This window comes from Enterocloster alcoholdehydrogenati (genome assembly GCF_013282095.1).
GTDB lineage: Bacteria > Bacillota > Clostridia > Lachnospirales > Lachnospiraceae > Enterocloster > Enterocloster alcoholdehydrogenati.
Window position 1 is genome coordinate 314,939 of record NZ_BLTJ01000002.1, and the last position, 18,793, is coordinate 333,731.

Here is an 18,793-nt window from a genome sequence, read left to right on the forward strand (position 1 = left end):
TGCCGCCTTTTGTGCAAAAAGGCGGCCTCTTCTATCAGACCACCGCCTTGATCTGGTTGGAAACACTTAGGACGATTCCCATCTCCACCATAAGAAAGAGCACCGAGGTGCCTCCGTAGCTGATAAATGGAAGGGTGATTCCCGTATTGGGAATGGTGTTGGTCACTACGGCAATATTTAATATCACCTGGATCGCAATATGTCCCATGATCCCCACCACCAAAAGAGCGCCGAACAGATCCGGAGCGTCATTGGCAATCATCACAAACCGATAGATCATAAGGAGAAACAGCATGATAACCGCCACTGCCCCAAAAAGCCCCAGTTCCTCGCAGATAATGGCAAAGATCATATCGTTTTGAGACTCCGGAAGAAATCCCAGTTTCTGGATGCTCTCTCCCAGTCCCTGGCCCATAAGTCCGCCGGAGCCGATGGCGTAGAGTCCCTGAAGAACCTGGAAGCTCTTTCCCTCAGGATCCAGCTCCGGGTTCAGCCACGCCTCGATCCGGCGGAACTGGTATGGCTGAAGGAGATGGATATTTAAAAGAAACGTTCCAATGGGTCCGGCGGCCGCCAGCGTCCCCAAAGCCAGGCCTCCCGCCGCAAAAAAAGGCCATTTTACCTTGCACGCCACAAAAAGGACCACAAATCCGATTCCAGCAAGAATGATGCCGGTACTTAAGTTATTGAGCGCCACGACGGCAGCGATGGCCAGGGCCAGGAGAAATACCTTCCCCATGGTTTTCCACTGGTTAATCTTGCCTCCCAGTTTCGTGATCACCGCCGCCAGCATGATAATCAGCGCGATCTTGGCAAATTCCGCAGGCTGAAAACTGAACGGCCCCACACCCAGCCATCTTTTTTTTCCGTTTACGTCTTTACCGACGATGCTTACCAGGATCATCAGCACATAGGACAGCGCATAGGAGGGCACTGCCAGCCGATAAAGCCAGTGATAATCCATCTTGGATATGAACAGCATAAGCACAAAGCCGCCTGCCGCAATAATGCCCTGGCGGCGCATAAAATACGCGCTGTTGTTTCCAAATTCCTCACTGATCTGAGCCGTATAGGAGCTGGCGCTGTAGATCATCACCAGACCGAACACGGTAAGGGCCACTACAATAAGCACCAGGGTCAGGTCATAAAACCGGCGCACCTTCTTCTTTTTCGGTGGGTTCTGAGGCTGATAGGCCCTGGCGTCTCTGCTTTCGTAGGACTGAGCCGGGCGGGCTTTCTTCCTGTTTCCTGCCGCCGGATACCCTAAATCCGGCCTCCTGTCTGCCGCTGGTCTGGGCCGTTGTGCTGTCTGCTTCTGGCCTTCTGAAACCTGTCTGTTTCCTTCCTGTCTTACATTCCCGGAAACCGCCTGACGTTTGCCGGACTGGGTTCTTCTTCGTTCTGCTGTATTGTGCCGCGCCGGCACTCTGGCCGGCGCTGTCCCCGTCATTCCTCCCGGCCTTCCCGTCCGGCGCTTGTTTCCAGCCATTTCTTCTTACCTCCTACAGGTCCATGACGCTCTTCTTAAAGACACGTCCCCGTTCTTCAAAATCCTTAAACATCCCCCAGCTTGCGCAGGCGGGACTTAAGAGCACGCAGTCCCCGGCATCGGCGTAAACCGCACATACCTGCACTGCCTCCTCCAGATCCTCCGCATACATGATTTCGTTAAACCCGTGCTCCTTGGCACAGGCAGCGATCTTATCCCGGGTCTGGCCGATCAGAACCAGATATTTTACCCGGCCTGCAAATTCCCCGGCCCAGGCGCTGTAATCGCTGTGCTTATCATAGCCTCCCGCAATCAGAAGCACCGGCCCGGGCATGGCCCGCAGAGCCCGTATAGCCGCATCGGGGTTGGTTCCCTTGGAATCATTGTAATAACGCACGCCCGTACGCTCCCGCACAAACTCAATCCGATGCTCTACCGGCTTAAATTCCTTCACAGCCTCTGTGATTTTCTCAAAAGGCACGCCCATGGCCAGCGCCACCGCAGCTGCAGCCATCACATTTTCATAATTGTGCTGTCCTAAAAGCTGTAAATCATTTACATTTACAAGTACCTGCTCTTTACCCTCTTTTGCGTAAACAATATCCCTGTCCTTAAGGAAAAAACCGTCCTTTAACGTTTCTTTTGAGGAAAACCACACTGCCTTGGGTTTCAATCCTTCTTTTTTGCCGAATTCCTTTAAAATGGGATCGTCAAAGTTGAGAACCACTGTATCCTCGCTGGTCTGGTTCATGGTGATGCATTCCTTGATCTGCGTATAGGCCTCCATAGTGCCGTGACGGTCCAGATGGTCGGGCGTAATATTCAAAACAGCACTTACATTGGGATGAAAATCCATGATCGTTTCCAACTGGAAACTGCTGATCTCAGCCACAGTAACCGATTTTTCCGTCATCTCTGAGGCTCTGGCTGTATAAGGTTCCCCAATATTTCCCACAACAAAGGTTTCCTCATACTGTTTCTTCAAGATCGCGCCCGTAAGAGCCGTGGTCGTGGTCTTTCCGTTGGTGCCGGTGATGGCGGCCAGCTTTCCGGCGCTGCACTGATATGCCAGTTCAATCTCACCCAGGATCGGGATCTTCGCTTCGTCTACCACCGCTACAAAAGGGCTTGTGAGAGGGATACCCGGACTGATAATGCAAAGCTCTACTCCCAAAAGATCTGAGCGCTTGATTTCACCCAGAACCACATTTACCCTGGCCCCCTCATCAAACTGTTCCTTAATCTCTGTCTCGTTTAAGGCCGTATTTCCATCATAGAGTACGACCTCGCCTCCGCGGCCTAAAATCAGCTTTGCTGCAGCGATGCCGCTTACGCCGGTTCCCGCAACTAATACTTTCTGACTTTGATCCATTCGTGGTTTAACCTCCTTTTTCGCCGGAATACCGGCAGCTTACAGTCCCAGATACGCGATCATGCACAGGATCGCCGTAATAATGGAAAATACAGCTACGACCCTTGTCTCAGACCATCCGCACAATTCAAAATGATGGTGGATGGGAGCCATTTTAAAAATCCTCTTTCCCCCGGTCTTTTTAAAGTATGTTACCTGGATAATAACGGAAAGCACCTCCGCCAGGTAGATCAGGCCGATAATAGGGATAAATAAAGGCAGACGCATCATATAAGCCGCAGACGCCACAAAGCCTCCCAGGGCCAAAGACCCTGTATCTCCCATAAAAACCTTGGCCGGATACACATTAAAGAGCAGAAAGCCCAGAAGGCTTCCCACAACTGCCCCCGTAATCGGGCTGATGCCCATGTCCTCGCCGATTGCCACAATGGTTAAAAAGGTGGCCACCAGGATCGTCACGCTGGTACACAGACCGTCCAGGCCGTCTGTGAAATTCACCCCATTGTCAGTTCCCAGAGTCACAAAAAACAGGGCCGGAACAAACAGGATGCCAAGAGACAGGAACTTTCCAGCCTTAAAGCCTCCGGTAAAGGGAATCAGCATATCCGTTCCCACCTCTCCGCTGTGGACGATGTACCAGGCAAAGATGCCGGTGATCACAAACTGTCCTGCCAGTTTCTGGATAGGGCTTAGCCCCTCAGAGCGCTTCATGATGATCTTGATATAATCATCCAGAAAGCCGATGATGCCAAAGCCCGCCGTCATAAAAAGCACCGGGATGATCTTCGGGTAGGACGGAATATAAAACAGGGACGTGATAATGATGCTGGATAAGATAATCAGCCCTCCCATGGTAGGAGTTCCCTGTTTTTTCAGATGGCTCTGGGGGCCGTCATCCCGAACCTGCTGGCCGAATTTCAGCCTGTGCAGAAAGGGGATGATGATCGGGCACAGCAGAGCGCTGATGGCAAATGCAATAATAATCGCTAATATCGTCTCATGAATCATAAGGCACCTCAATCTCATATGTATTCTGCCGGACGAAAGCCGGACAGCAATAATAGTATACGTCTTTTTTTAAGAATAATCAACCGGCTTTGCGTTCCCGGCTGATTCCCATATATGGAAGGATATTTTCGAACAGATCACCGATCACCGGAGCCGCAATAGTGCCGCCATAGTAGATCCCTTCCGGCTCATCAATGGTAATAAGCGCCATGACCTTTGGGTCATCTGCGGGTGCAAAGCCCAGAAAAGAGGAAATATATTTTTTCATGCTTCTTGGAAGTTTTTCGGAGGTAGCAGTCTTTCCGCCGATGCGAAAGCCCTCTACAGCCGCCTTTTTGCCGCTTCCCTCTGCCACCACCTGTTCCAGCACATACCGCATGGCAGCGCTGGTCTTGGGAGACAGGATCTGATCTCCCAAAGGATAGGAAAGCTCTTTGACTGAAGCGCCGTCGGCGCTTGAGACACGGAGGCCAAAATGAGGCGTGACCCTGCGGCCGCCATTTACGATAGAGGCCGCTGTAGTGATCAGCTGGATGGGAGTAATCTGAAAGGACTGGCCAAAAGATACCGTAGCCAGTTCCACCGCCCCCATTTTCTCCTTTTTATGCATAATTGTGGCCGCCTCTCCCGGAAGATCAATTCCCGTTTTCCCCTTTAAACCGAACTGGGTAAAATACTGGTAATACCGGTCTACCCCCAGCCGCTGGCCTACGTCGATGAATACAGGATTGCAGGAATTCATAACCCCCTGCAGAAAGGTTTCCGACCCGTGGCCGCCTGCCTTATGGCAGCGGATCCTCCGGTCCTCTACCACCCTGAACCCCGGACAGCTAAACCGATCCTCCAGTGTCACAGCTCCCGACTCCAGACCTGCGGCGGCGGTGATGATTTTAAAGGTTGATCCCGGCTCATAGGTATCGTTGATACAGGTGTTTCTCCACATCCCATTCAGCCGGTCCTGAAGACCCATTACAGTTTCCTGCGCAGCCGCCTGCTCCCGCAGGCTTTGGCTGTTTAAATTCTGATCCGGGGTAAATGGGTCATTGAGATCAAATTCAGGAGCATTAACCATAGCAAGAAGCGCCCCGTCCTGGGGATTCATCACGATGACAGAAACCTTTTTGGCATTTTTCTGCTCCATCACCTGATATGCCAGCTGCTGGGCATATTTCTGGATATTTACATCAAGGCTGATCTGAAGATCATTTCCTGCAATAGGCTCGATCCGATCCTCAGCCGCCTCTTTCAGCTCCACGCCTTTTGCATCGGTCAGCGTCAGGATCACTCCGTTGGTTCCCTTTAAGTATTTTTCATACATGACTTCAAGGCCTATGATCCCCTGATTATCTCCTCCCGTAAATCCCAGAACCTTGGATGCAAGGCTGCCCCATGGGTAATACCGTTTATAATCCTCATCCACCTTGACTCCGGGAAGTCCCAGCGCCCGGATCCGGTCGCCGGTCTCCTTATCCACATTCGTCTTTATGATCTCCCTGGAACTGCGTTTTTCTACCTTTTTTCTTACATTCTCCTCAGAAAGCCCCAGGATATCGCAAAGAGCACAGATCACTTCTTCACGGTCCTCTACCTGGCTGTAAATCACGGAAATCGTGCAGACCGTGCGGTTATCTGCGATCACCGTTCCATTCACGTCCAGTATCCGTCCTCTGGCCGCCTTGATGGTACGCTCCCTCTCGTGGAGTTCTTCTGCCATCTGGCTGTAATGATCCGCCCGGACCAGCATAAGAAAACCAAGCCGCCCTAAAAGTCCGGTCATTGCCACGGCAATGAGCAGGCCCAGGACGGCTATGTTTTTTCTGTGCTTTGTTAAATTCGGATTCATACCACACTTCCCCGTCCGCCATTGGTACTAAATATACGGATCAGGAAGTAATTTTATTCCGATGAAGCCTCTGAGGAAGCAGCCGTTTCCGCTGTGGAACCCTCTGTGGATTCTGACGCGCCCACGCTGCTGCTTTCTGATACCTGGCTTTGTGTCTCCCCAGCTGCGGCTGAGGACGCATTTGGATCAGCCGGCACGGCGTCGGGAACACCGCTGTTATACCCTTCATCAATATATTCATCTGTCTCATAAGCCTTGGTTTCTGCCGGTGTCTCATCCTGCCCCTGTGCCTCTGTTTCAGATTCAGAGGGTGCATTGATTCCCTCCTCTGCCGTCTCACCGGCGCTGTTTTCACCTTCTGTCCCCTCTTCCGGGAACACATTCATATAAGGAAGGGCATCCTTCATGATCTTTGCAAAAATACCGCTTGCAAAGGAGCTGTGGGCCTGCTGTGGGCCTGGCGGATAGTTGGGAACATCCACTACCACATACACAAACAGCTGCGGATCCTCTACCGGAGCAAAGCCGGCAAAGGAAAGAAGGTAATTCTTGGCGGATCTGGGCTGTTTCTCTGCCGTACCCGTCTTTCCGCCGATGTGATAGCCCGCTACCTTGGCCGCGCCGCCGGTACCGGTCTCCACCGTTTCAAACATGGCCTCTCGGAGAAATTCTGCCGTAGAAGGCGATACAGTCTCGCGCACCAGCACCGGATCCTTTGTCTCTACCACAGACCCCTGGTCATTTAAGATCTGCTTTACCACATGAGGCTCATAATAGGAACCGCCGTTGATTACAGAGCAGAGCGCAGCCGCCATCTGGATCATGGTACAGTTATAGTTCTGACCGAAGGCGTTGGTTGCAAGCTCGGTAGGCCCCATCTTATCAGCTGTATATACCAGACCTGCCGCATCTGCCTCACCGGGAAGATCCACCCCTGTTTTCTGCCCCATGCCAAAGATCGCCTGATATTTTGTAAAAATACTTTTTCCCATCATAGCGCCGATGCGCATCATGGCCACATTGCAGGACTGCATAATAGATTCCTTAAGGCTGATAGAGCCGTGTCCTCCCTTGCGGTAGGCAGTACATTTAATATCCCAGCCTCCCACGTTTAAAAATCCGTCGCACTGGAAATACTCATTCCCCTTTAATATGCCTTCCTCCAATCCTGCCGCAACGGTAAGGATTTTGGAGGGGGATCCCGGTTCAAATGTATCGCTGACGCAGAAATTTCTCCAGATCTGGTTCCAGACGACCTGGCGTCCGTATGAGATCACATTGTCGCGGGGCGTATCCGCAACCATCTGTTCATCTGTCAGCTTGGCATCCGGGTGTTCTTTCTTATAAACGGACACCGCATCCTTTTTTCCCAGCTCATAAAGCTGATCGTCTGTGTATCCGTCGATCTTTCTTGGATCGTTCAGATCGAAGGTATTGGTTGTAGCCATACCCAGGATCTCACCGTTTTTTGGATTCATGGCAATGGCTGCTGTAACGTGGCTTCCTACGGTAGTCTGCCACTCGTCAATGTATTTCTGAAGAATGTTCTGGACATTTAAGTCAATGGTGGAAACAATAGTTTTTCCGTTTGCCGGCTCTTTTAACACTCCCTCCAGATTGTTCTCCTCGTCCAGATAGCCGTACTCCCGGCCGTTCACACCTATCAGCTCGTCGTTATAATACTGCTCGATGCCGCCGGTGCCAACGGTGCCGTCCGCGCTGGAAAAGCCGATCACATTGCAGGCTGCGGAGCCGTAAGGATAAACCCTCCGGTACTGATCCTCAAACCATACGCCCATGACGCGCAGACGGGACTGAGTCTCATCCTTGCTGGAATAGTAGGCCGCATTGCGCTCCTTGCGCATAGTCTCAAAGGCCACTTTCTGATCATAGCTCAGCTGTTTGCCGTTTTTATAGGGCACGTAGGCTCTGCTGCTTTTTTCCTGGATGATGCTGCGAAGCTCCTCAGCGTCAAAGCCGAAACAATCTACCAGGGCCTGAATAGTAGGCTCCAGGTAAAGATCTGGCTTTTCCATGATCTGCTGCGGATCCAGGATCAGATTGTAGACCTTTTCACTGGTAGCCAGATAAGTGCCGTTTCGATCCACAATATCTCCCCGCCGGTACGGGAGGGTACGGCTGGAAAATTCCTGCTGCCTCTGGGACAGGACGATTTTGCTGTACTGGTCATTATTATCCTTAATGATTCGGTAGATAACTGCTATAAGTGCAAATAAAGCCAGCGTGATCACGATTGCCGTGATTGCCAGCTTCCCCCTCATATATTCACTGAATACGCGTTTGTTTTGGCCGCCCGTTGTCCCCTTTTTGCGGCCCTGAGGCCGGTCCCCCTTAGGGGACGGCCTAGTGTTCCGGGATGTCCTCATACTGTCTTACATACTCGCTTTCTGTCTTGTCATATAAAAGCACCTGATCCTTTTTCGCATAGACCATGCCCAGCTCCTTGGTGGCAATCTCATAGATCTTATTTAAGTCAATGCTGGTATTGATGCTCGTCTCCAAAGCGTCATTTTCCGTCTTAAGCTTCTCAAATCTGGCCTCTAACTGCTCAATATTGTGCATTCTGGCAGTAAGATCTGACTGAAGCTGCAGATAGCTGACGCAGATATAAAGCGTACAGATACAGGCAGCTGACAAAAGGATCACATATGGCAGATCCAATGCCATGGCCCGCTCCTGGTTGCGGCGTACCTGCTGCCTCTTACGCAGGCCTGTCTGCTTTCTCCGTTTTGGCCGGGCCTTGCTGGGCTGGCGCTCCGGTTCTAATTTTGGCGCTTCCGCACCGCCTATATAGGAAATACTGCGAGCCGCTCTTCTGTTATCTGCCGCGCTTTTTCTGGCTGAGGCCGCCGGCCTTCCCTTTTTCTGGGCCATGATCCTTTCCTCCCTTCCTGCGGTCTGTCGCTGCACACCGATCCTCTATGATACGTCAAACATTACTCTCCCCGCTCAAATACCCTTAATTTTGCACTCTTTGAGCGGCTGTTTTCCTCCAGTTCCTCCTCTGAGGGAAGAATAGGCTTTCGCGTAACCACCTTTCCCAGACTCTTTCTGCCGCACACGCACACCGGAAAATCGGGAGGACAGATACAGGGATCCTCATTCGTCCTGAATCGGTTCTTCACGATGCGGTCCTCCAGCGAGTGAAAGGTGATGATGCTTAAGCGGCCGCCGGGGTTAAGCAGCTTTATCATACCGTCGATGGACTCCTCCAGCACATCCAGCTCATGGTTCAATTCAATACGGATCGCCTGGAAGGTGCGCTTGGCGGGATGGCCGCCGGTAGCTCTTACCTTGGCCGGAATGGCCGCTTTTATGATCTCACAAAGCTCGCCTGTGGTTCTGACGGGCTTTTCCTCTCTGGCCCTTACAATGTGCTTTGCAATATTCTTGGCGAAACGATCCTCTCCGTAGTCTCGGATAATGCGAAACAGCTCCATCTCGCTGTATCCGTTTATAATGTCAGCGGCCGTCTCCTGATTTCTCTGATCCATCCGCATATCGAGAGGTGCATCCTCCCGATAGGTAAATCCTCTGGATGCGGTGTCTAACTGGTAAGAAGAAACCCCCAGATCCAGATAAATCCCATCCACCTTCGGAATCTCTAATTCCTTTAAAACAGCAGCCATGCTGCGGTAATTGCTCCTGACAATGGTAACCTTGTCCTTAAATGGAGCCAGACGGCGTCCCGCTGCCTGAATGGCATCCGCATCCTGATCGATACCGATGAGCCTTCCGCTTCCCAGACGTTTGCAGACCTCATATGCGTGTCCGCCTCCGCCTAAGGTGCCGTCCACATAAATGCCTCCGGGCTTTATATTCAGACTTCCTACTGTCTCATATAAAAGCACGGACTTATGTACAAATCCATGTTCCTCCATTAAATACCCAAGCCTTCCATATGTTCTGCGATTTCTTCCATATCATCAAAGGTGTTGGCCTGCGCCCACTTATCCCTGTTCCAGATCTCAATGCGGCTTCCAACGCCTACTAATACGGCATCCTTTTCAATACCGGCAAACTCTCTTAATACAGACGGAAGGAGGATCCTTCCCTGCCGGTCGACTTCACAGGTGGCGGCGCTTCCCAGAAGGAAACGGGCAAACTTTCGCCCTGCGGCATTGGTAAGAGGCAGGGAGCGAAGCTTCTCTTCCAGTGCTGTCCACTCCGAATTATCATACACAAAAAGGCAGTTATCGAGCCCCTTCGTAATCACGAACTCATCCCCTAACTGCTCTCTGAACCGCGAGGGAACGATAAGACGCCCCTTCGCGTCAATTGTATGATTGTATTCACCCATGAACATAGCTTATCACCCGCTGTACATCCCATGGCAAACCAGCGCGGCATGGGGAAGACAGATCTTCCCCACTTCATCCACGCAACAACCATTCTTTACCACTTTGCACCACTTTCTACCACTTGTATGTCCATAATAGTACAGAAACTGGGAATTGGCAAGGATTTTTTGCGTTTTTATTCCAAAAACGCAAGGGAAATTTTGGAAAAAAAGAAAGGGCAGATGCGTTAAATCATCACGCATCTGCCACGGAAGATATATTTTCCCGCTAATTTAATTTTTAAACCGTGCCGCTGTTCCCTTTTTGGCCCAATTTTCGGTAATAATAGGTCAAAGCTCCCACAGCGGCTCCCACCAGGGCTGCGGACAGCAGCTGGGATACTGCAAGGGAGGTTCCCGGCAGCTTCAGCTGATCCGTGCGCAGGCCCTCAATCCAGAAACGGCCCGCGCCATAGCCCAGAAAGTAGATCCAGAGCATCTCTCCGTCAAAGCGCTTGCGTTTCCTGTACCAGAGCATAAAAAGAAGTACACAAAGATTCCATGCTGATTCATACAGGAAGGTGGGATGAACCTGGATATAGGCTACGCCGTCCTCTATGATGCGGTGGTCGATGAGATCCTGGGAGATCATGGACGGATTTACAATGCTTTCCCTGATCCGCATGGCAAAAAGGCCGTCCGTATAGCCTCCAAAGGCCTCACAGTTAAAGAAATTCCCCCACCGGCCAATGATCTGCCCGGTGATCAGTCCCAGGATCCCCGTATCGGCCATAGAGAAAAAGGACTGATGACGTACCTTTGAAAATACGACCAGAGTGATCACCGCCGCGATGACGCCTCCGTAGATGGCAAGTCCTCCGGCCCTCAGATTAAAAATCTGAAGAAGATCATTCTTGTAATTGTCCCACTCAAAGGCCACATAGTAGATTCTGGCCCCGATGATGGAAAACACAATAGCGTAAAGGGCAAAATCCAGATACAGATCCGGATCCTGACCTCTGCGCTTTGCATCTGAAAATGCCACTGCCATACCAGCTAACATCCCAAGGCCGATAATGATGCCGTAAAAGGCGATCCTAAACCCAAAAACGGAAATGCTGTTTGGCAGGTGGGTAAAGGTGATCCCAAGATTCACAAAACTGAGATCTGCTCCTGTTGCTTCCATATATATACTCCCTTCCCGGCAGGGGCGGTATCTGTTCTGCGCTTTCCTGCCTTATATGTGGGATATTTTAATACGGATAGGGCAAAAATGCAAGGGAAAGGCATTCTCACTCCTGTTCCCCGTCTTTATACATCCAGGCAGCTTCCACCGATAAATTCTCTGACAATGGAATTTTTTGGCACATCTTCGCTGCTGACTCCGATAAAATAATCCAGAAACTTAAGCAGCCGTTTTGCCTCCACATATTCCTCGCAGTCCCTGGGAATCCCAAACAGCAGCGGCTCCGCGTACTGCTTTAATACCGCCAGTTCATATGCCAGGGCGGAATTAAACATGGCGTCCGCCTCCTCCTGATAGGGAAAGATATTGTTCTCCTCTCCCCTGCGCACCGAAGGCCACATACGTATGGTATCCCTGGCAGATGCCCCTCTTGTCCTGGCATCCCGGACCATGCGGCGCAGAAGACGGCCGTCGGTGGTTGGGATTCGATTGTGCTCGTCAATGTTCAGCTGCGTCAGGGCGCTGATATAAATCTTAAACCTGCTCTCCCTTGGCAGGGAATAGGACAGCGCGTCATTGAGGCAGTGAATCCCCTCGATCACAAGGATATCCTCCTTTCCCAGCTGCAAAAAATCTCCTTTATATTCCCGCTCTCCCTTTTTAAAGTTATAGCAGGGAAGCTCTACCGTTTCTCCCGCCATCAATGCCTTCATGTCGCGGTTGAACTGCTCTGTATCCAGACACTTAAGGCTCTCATAATCATAGTTTCCTTCGGCATCCCTTGGGCTGTTGATCCGGTTTACAAAATAATTGTCCACTTCAATAGGATGCGGCTTAAGCCCGAGCGCCTCCAGCTGTATGGACAGGCGATGGGAAAACGTGGTCTTTCCAGAAGAGGAGGGGCCGGCAATCATAACAAACTTGGCCGTCTTTTCTTGAGCAATCCTGGCGGCGATCTCTGCGATCTTCTTTTCCTGAAGCGCCTCCTGAATCAGGATCAGGTGGGCCATGCCTTTGCAGGCAATGGTGTCATTTAAGGCTCCCACCGTCTCCAGATCCGCCTGCCTTCCCCACCTTGAGGACTCCGCCAGTGTGGCAAACAGCTTATCCTGAGGCACAAAGGGCGGGATCTCCCTGGGAGCCGTCATAGTTGGAAGCAAAAGCACAAACCCATACTGGTAGAGCTTTAAGTCAAAATATTTCAGGTACTTTGTATTGGGCACCATATAGCCGTAATAGTAATCCTCAAACCCATCAATGCTGTAAATATTCACCCTGGACACCCGGCGGTAGCGAAACAGTCTCTCCTTGTCATACATCCGGTGACGGTGAAACAGTTCCACTGCATCGTCGGTGGATACACTGCGTTTTTCAATGGGAAGTTCCTGATCTACATACTCCCTCATCTTCGCCTTTACGCGGTCCAGGAACGGCTGGTCTATGGAAACGCTGCCTCTGGCCTCCACAAAGAAGCCCTTTCCCACAGAAAAATCCACCACTGCCTTTTCGATCTGTTCCGGGCCGGCTGCCGCATAAAGGGCTTTCAACAGCAGCAGTGTAGCGCTGCGCTGATAGGCAGACATACCTGGTTTCTCCTCTGCAGTGATAAAATGTACATTTCCGCTCCGGACAGTCTTGTGAAGTTCCTGCAGCTTTCCGTTTATCTGAACAAGAAGAATGTCATTTTCGTACTGCTCCTGGTACTGCGCTGCAACCTGCGCCCAGGTTGTACCCTGAGGAAATTCTTCTGTTTCAGTTCCTATCGTTACCTGCACCATCTGATTTACCTCCCTGATCAATCTGAAAAAAACGGAGCATGGATTGCTTATAAAAGCGCCGCAGGCCATGCGGGAGGCGCCTGGATAATGGTTATCCAGTCTCCCAGACGTTCCTGCAAAGCCTCTGCCATATGGCTGATAAAGATATGCTCCATTCCATAATGGCCCGCATCAATCACCGCCATTCCTCTGGCAGCCGCGTCCACGCCCGGATGATGGCCGATATCTCCTGTGATTAAAACCTGGGCCTCTTTCTCAAGGGCCGTCTCTATCACGCTGCCCCCGGATCCCGGACAAAGAGCGGCGGTTTTTACCTCCGATTCCATAAGCCCCTCACTGTAGACCAGGACAAAGGGCAGGCCAAACGCTTTTTTCACCTGCTCTGCCAGAGCGCGCACCGTACAGGGGGAACTCAGTTCTCCCAACGCTCCAATTCCGTAAGATTTTGATACCCCATCTTTTTCCATTTCTCCCATATATTCCAAAGGGCGCACATTCTGCAGCTTCAGCCGGGAGGCCGCCAGATCCGCCATTCCTCCGGGAGCGGCATCAAAATTAGTGTGCATGGCATACAGGGAAATATCTGCCTGAATCAGTCTGATCAGACGCCTTGTGATAAAATTCTCATCATTTACCTTTTTTAACGGGCGAAAAATAAGAGGATGGTGAGTAAGCAGCAGATCTGCGCCCTCTCTGACCGCTCCCTCTACCGCCTCGTCAGAAGCATCCAGGGCAATATAAATCTTCTTTACATCCTTATCCCTTCTCCCCGCCAAAAGTCCAGGATTATCCCAGTCGCAGGCGCAGCGCGCCGGAGCGAACTCCTGTAATATCTCTATGATCTCACTGCATTTCATATTCTGCCTCCCTGATCCACGATAATTCTTCCAAAAGGGCGATTCTGGCTTTTTTCTGTCCCGGTGTCTGCTCTGTATCGTTTTCCCGGGGCAAAGCTGCCAGGATCGAGCGGATCCGATCTCTTTCTTTTCCCAGATACTCCTTTAAAACAGGATCCTTCTGCTTCAGAAGAAGCTTTCCGTAACGGTATTCACAGGTCTTTTCGTATTCCATCGAGCCATGAATCACACTCATAACCGTATAGTATTTCCCATCCTCCCGGAGCATGGCTTCCTTTTCAATCTGAAATCCATTTTCCGCCAGAAAACGGCGCACCTTTTCCAGATCCGACTGGGGCGAAAGGATGAAGCGGTCAATGGTGTTCCAGAGATGCTTTCCATCACGCAGGATCCGCAGTTCCAGTTCTCCCCCCATACCGGCGACAATGACTGTATCTGCCTCTCCCGGCTTCAGCTTTTGAAGCCCGTCGCTTAGGCGCGTCTCTATGGGAATATCTGAGACAGCCGCCTCTTTTATATGGACGGCCGCCCGCTCCAAGGGGCCTTTCCGCACATCCATGGCAAGAGCGCTTTTTATACGGCCCTGTTTAGCCAGATAGATCGGCACAAAACCGTGATCCGTCCCTATATCTGCAATCCGGCTGTCCTGAGGCACAAAAGCCGCTATCAGCTTTAACCGTTGGGACAGATGGGGAAGGCTTAAGGTGCTGTAAGCCTCCTCCTTGGCAGCCGCAAACGCTGCGGTTTTATTTACTTTATATCCATTCATACTGTCTGTTTCGTCATCCTTATCCTTATTTGCTGCAGCGATTCAGAACGGATTTCAAAAAGATAACCCATTCTGAATCGTTACAATTTACTTTTAATCCAGGGATATATGAAGCTGTTTTAAAGCTGCCTGCTGCTTTATAATCTCCTGGAGCTGCGCAATATCCTTCGCATTGCGGCTGGCTGTATCCAGACTGTTTTTCCTCACCTTGAGAACCGTCTCAGCAAAGGCTTTTTTCTGTTCCTCGTTGCTTAACGATTCTTTTAAGCTGGCGTTAAACAGGGCCGCCACCTCCTTATACTGGTCATCATCATTGATAAAACGGCTGAGGATGGAGGCAGGATTTAAGTTTCCCTGTGCATGGCCCTCAAAAACCATGACGGCTACCTGATGGTACAGTTCCTCCACAAAATCATCTGCCGTTATAATTCCCTTTATCTTGTCAAAGAGGGAATCATCCTCAATCAGCCAGGTAAGGAGAAGCCGCTGGGAACGGCGGATGCCATTTTCCCGGTCAGGGCGGCGGGACGGGGCGGGACGGGATGCCTCATTATAGCTGCCGGTTTCTGGAGATTTCCCTGTACCTGTTTTCTCATATTCCTCTTTGTCTCTTCGGACAGCCGTATTTTCTCTTCCCCTGGCATCCTCTCTGTAGCTGTCGCCGGCTTTTAGGCCGAACTGCATTCCCATGCGGTTTACCAGCTGGCGGAGTTCATTTTCCTGGATCATATGCTCCCTGGCAACGGCCTGAAGATAATTTTCCCGCTCCAGAGGTTCTCCAAACTGCAAAAGCTTCCTTGCTGTCTCCTGATAGAACTTCGTTTTCTGTTCCGGATCCTCCATGGAATATTCCCGTTTTAAAACATCAATCTCAAAAAGGAAGCTGTTTCTTGCCTGATCCATCCTCTCCCTAAAGGCCTGCGCTCCCATATTCCTGATAAATTCATCAGGATCCTTATGAGGCTTCATATTCAGCACCTTGGCGGAAATGCCTGCATCTCTCAGAATGGGGATGGCGCGCAGAGCAGCCTTTACACCGGCCCTATCACTGTCATAGGTTAAGATCACCTGATCGGTATATCGTTTTAAAATACCGGCGTGCTGGCTGGTAAACGCCGTTCCCAGTGAGGCCACCGCATTGGAAAAGCCAGCCTGATGCAGGGAGATCACATCCAGATATCCCTCGCAGATCAGCATACACTTCTCTCTGGACGTTCTTGCGTAGTTCAGTCCGTAAAGATTGCGGCTCTTGTCAAAAAGCCTGGTCTCCGGGGAATTCAGGTACTTTGGTTCCCCATCTCCCATCACACGGCCGCCGAAGCCGATCACACGGTTGTTCACATCCATGATAGGGAACATAACGCGGTTCCAGAACTTATCCCTTCCGCCCCGCTCCTCAACGGTCACAAGGCCCGTTTCTTTTAAAAAGCTGTCCTCATAGCCCTTTTCCCGCAGATACCGGTACAGATCGTCACTTGTTTTATTGGCATATCCCAGCCCGAAACGGATGATCGTCTCGTCTGACAGCTGTCTCTTTTCTCTGAAATAGTCATAGCCCTGTTTTCCCTGGGGCTGTTTTAGCTGATAGTAAAAGTAATTGGCAGCCAGCCTGTTCACTTCCAAAAGCCTGGCCCGCAGTTCTGCCTGCTCTCTGTTCTCCCTGTTGTACTCCATTTTGGGAAGGCTCACTCCGGCACGGTCGGCCAGGGACTGCAGCGCCTCCTGAAAGGTATAGTTTTCATACTCCATCACAAAGGTCAGCACATTTCCGCCGGCTCCGCATCCAAAGCAGTAATACATCTGCTTGCCCGGAGAGACAGAAAAGGACGGCGATTTTTCATTGTGAAATGGACACAGGCCAAAGTAATTGGCCCCTTTTTTCTGTAGCTTTACATACCCTGAGATCACATCTACGATGTCATTTTTCATTCTGACTTCTTCTATGACTTCATCCGGATAGTACACACATATTCCCCCTTCCGGTCGTTTCGTACATTCTTCATTCAATATATATTCCAACGTTTCGGCACAAAAAGCGCCTCAAACTGATCGATGGCGTAAATGTCGCTCATACCTGCAATATAGTCGCAGACTACACGGGATTTTTTCTCACCGTTCACCATTAAAAGAACATACTCCATAGGCAGCTGATCCACGTGCTTCATGTAATATTCGTAAAGCCGGGCGATCATCTCCTGGGCCTTACTCTCCTCTGCCTTGGGTATATCATTTTTATATACGTGTTCAAACATCCACTGCCGCAGCCCCTTCATGGCTTCCTCCATACCTGTGGACATAAGGATCTGAGGCTTATCCATACTGTTCCGTATAATATCGTGGATCATCCTGTTCAGCCGTTCCCGTACGCTGTGTCCAAGCACATCCGTATATCCAGCCGGGAGCTCTTCTTCCACAAACATCCGCGCCCGTATGGCATCATCAATATCATGGTTGATATAGGCGATCTTATCCGACAGCCGGACAATGGCTCCCTCCAGCGTAGAAGGACGGCCAGCCGTCCTGTGATTTAAGATCCCGTCCTTTACCTCCCAGGTCAGATTCAGGCCTTTCCCGTCTTTTTCCAGAATCTCCACAATCCGGACACTCTGCTCATAGTGGGTAAAGCCATCCTCGCAGATCTGGTTTAAAATGTATTCCCCAGAATGGCCAAATGGCGTATGGCCCAGATCGTGGCCCATGGCTATGGCCTCTGTAAGGCTTTCATTCAGCCGCAGGGACTTTGCTATGGTCCGGGCGATCTGCGCCACTTCCAGAGTGTGTGTCAGCCGGGTGCGGTAATGATCTCCCTCCGGTGCCAGAAACACCTGGGTTTTATGCTTCAGCCTTCGGAAGGCCTTGCAGTGAAGGATCCTGTCACGGTCCCTCTGGTACTCCGGCCGTATGTCGCAAAGGGGTTCTTTGCGTTCCCGCCCTCTGGTTTCAGCTGAAAGAGACGCATAAGGGCTTAAGGTCTCTCGCTCCAGGTTCTCTAAGGATTCTCTCACATTCACTCCGCCACCTCTTTTCTGCCGCGCGATCCACTTAACTGCCCGTTTTTCTGCGGATCAGGCAAAGCATCCGTTTCATAAACAAAAGCACCGGCCGCCTTTTTTGGCAGTCGATGCTTTTATTATAACATAAGTCAAGACTTATATATAGTCCCCAAAATTCTGTTTATCCTGTTACATCGCAAGCACTTCGTTCCATTTTTCCTCAACAACCGGGATTCCGTTTTCCAGATTGTCGCGGATGCTCCTGAGTTCCAGCTCGCCCGGATAGAATACCTCGCCGCCCTCTTTTTCCGGAACAGAAGATTTAATGTCATTTACGATCTGGTCTACAATGCTGTCTGTAAGTTCTGTCGTGTTTGCTTTACCGGGATCGATTGCGATCATAACCTGGGTCAGGCCTACCTCATCGCCAAAGGTTCCGATGGTCTGTACGGAATTTCCGTTAGACAGAACCGTGGCGATCAGATCCAGTGCGATGGAGATGCCGCTTCCCTTCCAGTAGCCCATAGGCAGTACGCGCCATGTCTTTTCAATCTCTCCGGGATCGGTGGTAAGATTTCCGTTTGTATCATAGCCGCCGGGAACCGGAAGCTGCAGGCCCTTTAAGCGGCAGTCCTCCAGTTTTCCGTAAGAAAACTGGGATACCGCGCAGTCGATTACCACATGGTCGCCGTTGCTTCTGGGAACCGCCATAATCAGAGGGTTATTGCCGATCTTGCGGTCTGTGCCGCCCCAGGCAGGCATATTAGGACAGGTATTGGACCAGCAGATTCCGATACAGCCCTCGTCTGCAGCCTGCCAGCCATAGGTGCCGCCGCGCATCCAATGGTTGTTGTTGCCCAGGGCTACCACACCGATGCCAAACTCCTTAGCAAGCTGTACAGCCCTTCTCATGGCCTGACGGGCATTTAAGGGGCCAAACCCGCGGTGTCCGTCCCAGCGTTCAAACGCACCGAAACGCATGGTGCACTCTGCCTTCACTTCAGGATCGATCTCTCCCTTACGAAGGTACTCGATCACTCTTGGGAAACGGTTTAAGCCGTGAGAAAATACGCCGGCCAAAGAGTTCTGCGCGAAAATCTCCGCCGCATCCGCCGCACGCTCCGCATCAAATCCGTACTTTTCCAGCACTCTTTTAAATTCCTTAACCATCTCATCATATTTTACTCTCATGGTATTC

15 protein-coding genes are annotated in these 18,793 nt (G+C 51.0%); all 15 read right to left on the reverse strand.

The window, feature by feature from the left end; genetic code table 11:
• Nucleotides 1–34: 34 nt before the first annotated feature.
• Complete coding sequence (locus HW447_RS03790) at nt 35–1,159, reverse strand: FtsW/RodA/SpoVE family cell cycle protein (RefSeq protein WP_243176195.1); 1,125 nt, start codon at nt 1,157–1,159, stop codon at nt 35–37.
• 343 nt (nt 1,160–1,502) lie between these two features.
• Nucleotides 1,503–2,861, reverse strand: coding sequence for a UDP-N-acetylmuramoyl-L-alanine--D-glutamate ligase (gene murD / locus HW447_RS03795; protein ID WP_176253996.1), 1,359 nt, complete (start codon nt 2,859–2,861; stop codon nt 1,503–1,505).
• 39 nt (nt 2,862–2,900) lie between these two features.
• Entirely contained in the window at nt 2,901–3,869 is a 969-nt protein-coding gene (gene mraY, locus HW447_RS03800) for a phospho-N-acetylmuramoyl-pentapeptide-transferase (RefSeq protein WP_176254055.1), read from the reverse strand.
• A 79-nt stretch (nt 3,870–3,948) separates the two neighbouring features.
• The gene (locus HW447_RS03805; protein WP_176253997.1) at nt 3,949–5,712 is read right to left on the reverse strand and encodes a peptidoglycan D,D-transpeptidase FtsI family protein; all 1,764 of its coding nucleotides are present in this window, start codon (nt 5,710–5,712) and stop codon (nt 3,949–3,951) included.
• 53 nt (nt 5,713–5,765) lie between these two features.
• Nucleotides 5,766–8,099 (reverse strand): peptidoglycan D,D-transpeptidase FtsI family protein, encoded by a 2,334-nt coding sequence (locus HW447_RS03810; RefSeq protein ID WP_176253998.1) that lies wholly within the window; start codon nt 8,097–8,099, stop codon nt 5,766–5,768.
• Nucleotides 8,077–8,607, reverse strand: a complete 531-nt coding sequence (locus HW447_RS03815) for a septum formation initiator family protein (RefSeq protein WP_176253999.1) — start codon at nt 8,605–8,607, stop codon at nt 8,077–8,079. The genes HW447_RS03810 and HW447_RS03815 overlap by 23 nt, the downstream gene beginning before the upstream one ends.
• Before the next feature lie 62 nt (nt 8,608–8,669).
• Nucleotides 8,670–9,614 (reverse strand): 16S rRNA (cytosine(1402)-N(4))-methyltransferase RsmH, encoded by a 945-nt coding sequence (rsmH, locus tag HW447_RS03820; RefSeq protein WP_176254000.1) that lies wholly within the window; start codon nt 9,612–9,614, stop codon nt 8,670–8,672.
• Complete coding sequence (mraZ, locus tag HW447_RS03825) at nt 9,614–10,039, reverse strand: division/cell wall cluster transcriptional repressor MraZ (RefSeq protein ID WP_176254001.1); 426 nt, start codon at nt 10,037–10,039, stop codon at nt 9,614–9,616. Before mraZ ends, rsmH begins: the two co-directional genes overlap by 1 nt.
• Before the next feature lie 274 nt (nt 10,040–10,313).
• On the reverse strand, nt 10,314–11,198 hold the full coding sequence (gene lgt / locus HW447_RS03830) for a prolipoprotein diacylglyceryl transferase (protein ID WP_176254002.1): 885 nt from the start codon (nt 11,196–11,198) through the stop codon (nt 10,314–10,316).
• Between the two features lie 125 nt (nt 11,199–11,323).
• Nucleotides 11,324–12,976, reverse strand: coding sequence for a nucleoside kinase (locus HW447_RS03835; protein ID WP_176254003.1), 1,653 nt, complete (start codon nt 12,974–12,976; stop codon nt 11,324–11,326).
• A 47-nt stretch (nt 12,977–13,023) separates the two neighbouring features.
• Nucleotides 13,024–13,833 carry a Nif3-like dinuclear metal center hexameric protein gene (locus HW447_RS03840; RefSeq protein ID WP_176254004.1) on the reverse strand — a complete coding sequence of 270 codons (810 nt, stop codon included), beginning with the start codon at nt 13,831–13,833 and terminating at the stop codon, nt 13,024–13,026.
• Nucleotides 13,820–14,602 (reverse strand): tRNA (adenine(22)-N(1))-methyltransferase, encoded by a 783-nt coding sequence (locus HW447_RS03845; RefSeq protein WP_176254005.1) that lies wholly within the window; start codon nt 14,600–14,602, stop codon nt 13,820–13,822. Before HW447_RS03845 ends, HW447_RS03840 begins: the two co-directional genes overlap by 14 nt.
• A 93-nt stretch (nt 14,603–14,695) precedes the next feature.
• Nucleotides 14,696–16,567: a DNA primase gene (gene dnaG / locus HW447_RS03850; protein ID WP_176254006.1), complete on the reverse strand. Its 1,872-nt coding sequence runs from the start codon at nt 16,565–16,567 to the stop codon at nt 14,696–14,698.
• A gap of 38 nt (nt 16,568–16,605) precedes the next feature.
• Entirely contained in the window at nt 16,606–17,613 is a 1,008-nt protein-coding gene (locus tag HW447_RS03855) for a deoxyguanosinetriphosphate triphosphohydrolase (protein ID WP_176254007.1), read from the reverse strand.
• Between the two features lie 171 nt (nt 17,614–17,784).
• A complete protein-coding gene (gene yiaK / locus HW447_RS03860; protein ID WP_176254008.1) occupies nt 17,785–18,786 on the reverse strand; it encodes a 3-dehydro-L-gulonate 2-dehydrogenase in 1,002 nt (333 codons plus the stop codon).
• Nucleotides 18,787–18,793: the final 7 nt, after the last annotated feature.

Bases quoted from the DNA above. Each gene is read 5' to 3' on its own strand.
- HW447_RS03805 (WP_176253997.1), bottom strand. From the start codon at position 5,712: ATGAATCCGAATTTAACAAAGCACAGAAAAAACATAGCCGTCCTGGGC.
- mraZ (WP_176254001.1), bottom strand. From the start codon at position 10,039: ATGTTCATGGGTGAATACAATCATACAATTGACGCGAAGGGGCGTCTT.
- HW447_RS03810 (WP_176253998.1), bottom strand. From the start codon at position 8,099: ATGAGGACATCCCGGAACACTAGGCCGTCCCCTAAGGGGGACCGGCCT.
- lgt (WP_176254002.1), bottom strand. From the start codon at position 11,198: ATGGAAGCAACAGGAGCAGATCTCAGTTTTGTGAATCTTGGGATCACC.
- HW447_RS03815 (WP_176253999.1), bottom strand. From the start codon at position 8,607: ATGGCCCAGAAAAAGGGAAGGCCGGCGGCCTCAGCCAGAAAAAGCGCG.
- HW447_RS03840 (WP_176254004.1), bottom strand. From the start codon at position 13,833: ATGAAATGCAGTGAGATCATAGAGATATTACAGGAGTTCGCTCCGGCG.
- murD (WP_176253996.1), bottom strand. From the start codon at position 2,861: ATGGATCAAAGTCAGAAAGTATTAGTTGCGGGAACCGGCGTAAGCGGC.
- HW447_RS03835 (WP_176254003.1), bottom strand. From the start codon at position 12,976: ATGGTGCAGGTAACGATAGGAACTGAAACAGAAGAATTTCCTCAGGGT.
- mraY (WP_176254055.1), bottom strand. From the start codon at position 3,869: ATGATTCATGAGACGATATTAGCGATTATTATTGCATTTGCCATCAGC.
- rsmH (WP_176254000.1), bottom strand. From the start codon at position 9,614: ATGGAGGAACATGGATTTGTACATAAGTCCGTGCTTTTATATGAGACA.
- HW447_RS03845 (WP_176254005.1), bottom strand. From the start codon at position 14,602: ATGAATGGATATAAAGTAAATAAAACCGCAGCGTTTGCGGCTGCCAAG.
- yiaK (WP_176254008.1), bottom strand. From the start codon at position 18,786: ATGAGAGTAAAATATGATGAGATGGTTAAGGAATTTAAAAGAGTGCTG.